General features: G+C 67.2%; 2 protein-coding genes. One reads left to right on the top strand and one right to left on the bottom strand.

Translation table 11 applies throughout. The features are described from left to right. Positions 1–1573: T9SS type A sorting domain-containing protein (locus tag V5A20_RS13635; RefSeq protein ID WP_332327598.1), on the bottom strand; the 1573-nt coding region annotated here is incomplete at its 3' end. A 699-nt stretch (positions 1574–2272) separates the two neighbouring features. On the opposite strand from V5A20_RS13635, the gene V5A20_RS13630 reads away from it, so the two are divergent. After that, the coding region (locus V5A20_RS13630; protein ID WP_332327597.1) for an MraY family glycosyltransferase at positions 2273–3495 on the top strand (1223 nt) is incomplete at its 3' end.

Below are 3495 nucleotides of genomic sequence, written 5' to 3'. Positions count from 1 at the left end.
GCATGCGCACGAAGTACTTGCCGCTCGGCAGCGTGCCCGCATCGAGCCGGGCCTGGTGGGTCCCGGTCTCCCGCTCCGCGTCCACGAGCCGCACGACGCGCCGTCCCAGCACGTCGTAGACCGCAATCGAGACCTCCGACCGCTCCGGGAGCGCGTACTCCAGCTCGGCGCGTCCGCGGAGCGGATTGGGACTGGCCTTTCCGAGCCGAAACGCGCCCGGGGCCGGAGCCGTCACGACGCCAATCCGGTCCGTCGACTGCTGGATCTGCGCGGTGGGCCGCTCCGCCGACAGTGTCCGCCGCTCGTCCCCGGCCGACACCTCAAGCCGCCGGTCGCTCCCTGTGGTCTCCAACTGGACCTCAACCGGAAACGTCGCGCCCTGGATCTGCACGGCGCGCTCCGTCGGCGACGCCTTGCCTGACGCGAACGCGGCCGCCGCGTGCCCGCTCGCAAAGCGCACGTCAAACACGTCGCCCGGCGGAACGGGGGGCAGTTCCGACCGGCCGCGCTGGGCGTCGGTCAATCCTTCCTCGAGCCGAAGCGTGGACCGCTGCCCCTCGGCGTCCACGAACGAGATGCGGGCGACGTCCGCCGGATCGTTCTCGGAGGCCTTCGACCGTGCGGCCAGCGTTTTTGCCGCCCCCGACACGTCGAGCGTTCCCGCCTCGGTGGTCTTCACCCAGTAGCCCTCCCCCGGATGCAGCGCCGTGGCGGAGGTGTACCCCTCCCCCGGCGGCAGCCGGTAGAAGTCCGACGACACAATGCCGGCCGGCGAGGTTGTGATCGCGTCGACCGCGACCGTGTCCTCGACACTGCCGATCAGATTCCATCCCGCCTCGACCCCAATGGTGGAGTCCGCCGTCGGTCCCGTCACGCTTGTGCTGTCCGCCTGGCACTGAACGGCAAGCCCCGTTCCCACCGGCACGGGGTCGTCTCCGGAGAGCGCCGTGTACCCGTCCCCCGGCGTGTAAGCGAACCCCTCCGAGCATTCCGAGAAAAGCGTGTCGAACGGCGCGTCCGACACCACGGGCACCGCGGTGAAATTCCAGCCGTCCGTTAGCGCGATCGTCCGCGTCACCGTCTCGGTGGAGGCCGGCTGGAATCCCGTCACCCGGTGGAACGTCCCGTCCGCGTAGCTTCCCTCAGCGCACACCGGCACGCCCACGTTTTCGCAGGACGAAAGGGTAACGTCCGCCCCGACGTCCACGGCGGTCCCTGCGGACTCGTCAAAAACTTCGAACCGTAGGGAGTCGTCGGGGGCGTACCCGTTCGGCGACACGTCGATGGAGTCGGACCCGGCGGCCGCAAACGTAGCGCCGCCGGCATCCGTCCACACCCCATACCCGGCACACGTTCCCCCGGCCGTGTACACCGCGAGGGTATCGCCGGCCTCGACCGGCACGTCCCCCGGAAGCGACGGGTCGGCCTCCGCCGGAACGTGGACGGTGGCATTGTCCACATTCGTGACGCACTCCTCGGCGTAGGTGAATGTTTGCCCAAGCGCCGGGGCGGGCAGCCAAACGCCAGCCCCAAGAAGAAGGGCAAACACCAGAAACGACGGCCGAGGCTGCATTACGTGTTATGAGCTTTTGGATTATCAATTTCCACTCTTCAAGCTCACAATATTTGTTCCGGATACTCCCTATAGAACGAAATATCCCGTTCAACACCGGAAAATTGGGAAACCGGCACGCAGGCCCCCAGCCAAGTGGGGCCTTTCTCACCTCCTAGCCCGCGTAGACCGGCGACACGGCGCCTGTAGGGACTACGCAGGTATTCCAACCCTTTCATCCAAAAGATTTCTCACGGGAAGGGGACAGGGGCCCGGTCTATTTCCTATTGCCCGGGGCGCTTTCATTTTGAAATCCCCCTCTCACCGGACTGGGCCTTCGTTTGCGGGCGTTCACGGGGGGTATTTTTTGCGGAAACGAGAGCAGTCTGGGAATGGCGCGACGGCAGGTCGCCTCGGGGCCCGTCTACCGTGCCCCCGCCCGGCCCTCACTGCTGTCGATTTTTATCATCCAAAAGATTGTTTTTTGAGATCCAGATCTATAACCCTCAGCGGGTGAATTTGAAGGGGTCTATGCTCCAAAGGCAGGCGCACCTCCTCTCTAGATGCTTACTCGTTCTCGCGCGTGGGTCGCTATCGTTGTAGTGGTTGTTTGGAGCTGTTCTGCTTCCGCACAGCAATGCCGGGCGTGGATGCGCCCTCGCATCGCATTTCCTTGTTGTTGCGGCCCCGCGCCACTTCCCCGAATACACCTCGCGTCCTATGGCCACCCCTTTGCTTCTCGGACTTGCAGGGAGCGTTATTGCCGGGTTTTTGGTCACGGCGGTTCTCACCGCCACCGTTTCCCAGCAGGCCCCTCGCTTCGGCCTGCTGGACCGCCCGACGCAGGCCCGCAAGGTGCACCGGGAGGCCACCCCGACGGGCGGGGGCCTCGCAATCGCGGCGGGGCTGGCGGTGGGGCTTGGCCTCCTCTGGGGCTTCTGGGGGCCGTTTCCCGGGGCCATTCAGTCCCTCTCGTTTTGGGGCGGGGCGGCGGTGATGCTCGCCACGGGGTTCTGGGACGACCGGCACGCCCTCGACGCGAAGGGCAAGTTTGCCTGTCAGCTCGTCGCCGCCTACCTGCTGCTCCACTCCGGCACGATCCTTCCGATGCCGGGGGCAGTGTCGGGGGCGGGGACCGGCTCGTTGCCGGCGGCTGTTGCTGCGGAGACCTTGCCCTTCAGCGAGGCCCTCTACGTCATCCCGCTGTCGATGCTCTGGGTCGTGGGCATCATCAACGCCGTGAACCTGATCGACGGCCTCGACGGCCTGGCGACGGGCATCCTCGGCATTGCCTTTCTGTCGTGCGCGGCGCTCTTCGGGGTCCAAGGGGAGATCGGCCTGATGGCCGTCGGCGTCGTGATGGCGGGGGCCCTGATCGGCTTCCTGCCGCACAACTTCAGGCCCGCCTCCATCTTCATGGGCGACGCCGGGAGCCTCTTCCTGGGCTACCTGCTGGCCGGATACACGCTTCAGGGCCCGCTCCACGCCGACCCGGGCATTGCCCTCCTCATCCTGCCTATGCTTCTGGGGGTCCCGGTGCTGGACACCGGAACGGCCATCCTTCGGCGCTTTGCCTCCACGCGGACCATTTTCGCCCCGGACTGCTCCCACATCCACCATCGCCTGGTCGCCCGGGGCTCCGAGCGAAGCGCCGTGCTCACCCTGTACGGCGTTGGAACCTGGTTTGGGAGCGCGGCCGTGCTGATGAGCGTGCTGCCCGCGATGTGGGGGTATCTGCTGGCCGGCGTCACCGCGGCGGTGGCCGTCGTGTGGGCGTGGCGCCTCGGCTGCCTCACGCCCATCCCGGCCGACGAAGAGCCGGGCGAGGCCCTGCCCGCCGGCGAACGCGCTTCGGAGGACCTCCCTGTCTCCAAGGACCTCCCTGCCTCCGTGGACGTCGTCGCCCCGGGGGCCCCGGCATCGATGGGGGGCGATGGCGCTGC

It is taken from the genome of Salinibacter sp. (assembly GCF_036626415.1).
In the GTDB taxonomy this organism is placed as follows: Bacteria; Bacteroidota; Rhodothermia; order Rhodothermales; family Salinibacteraceae; genus Salinibacter.
The sequence above is the reverse complement of the archived record's forward strand: the minus strand, read 5'-3'. Positions and strand labels throughout refer to the sequence as shown.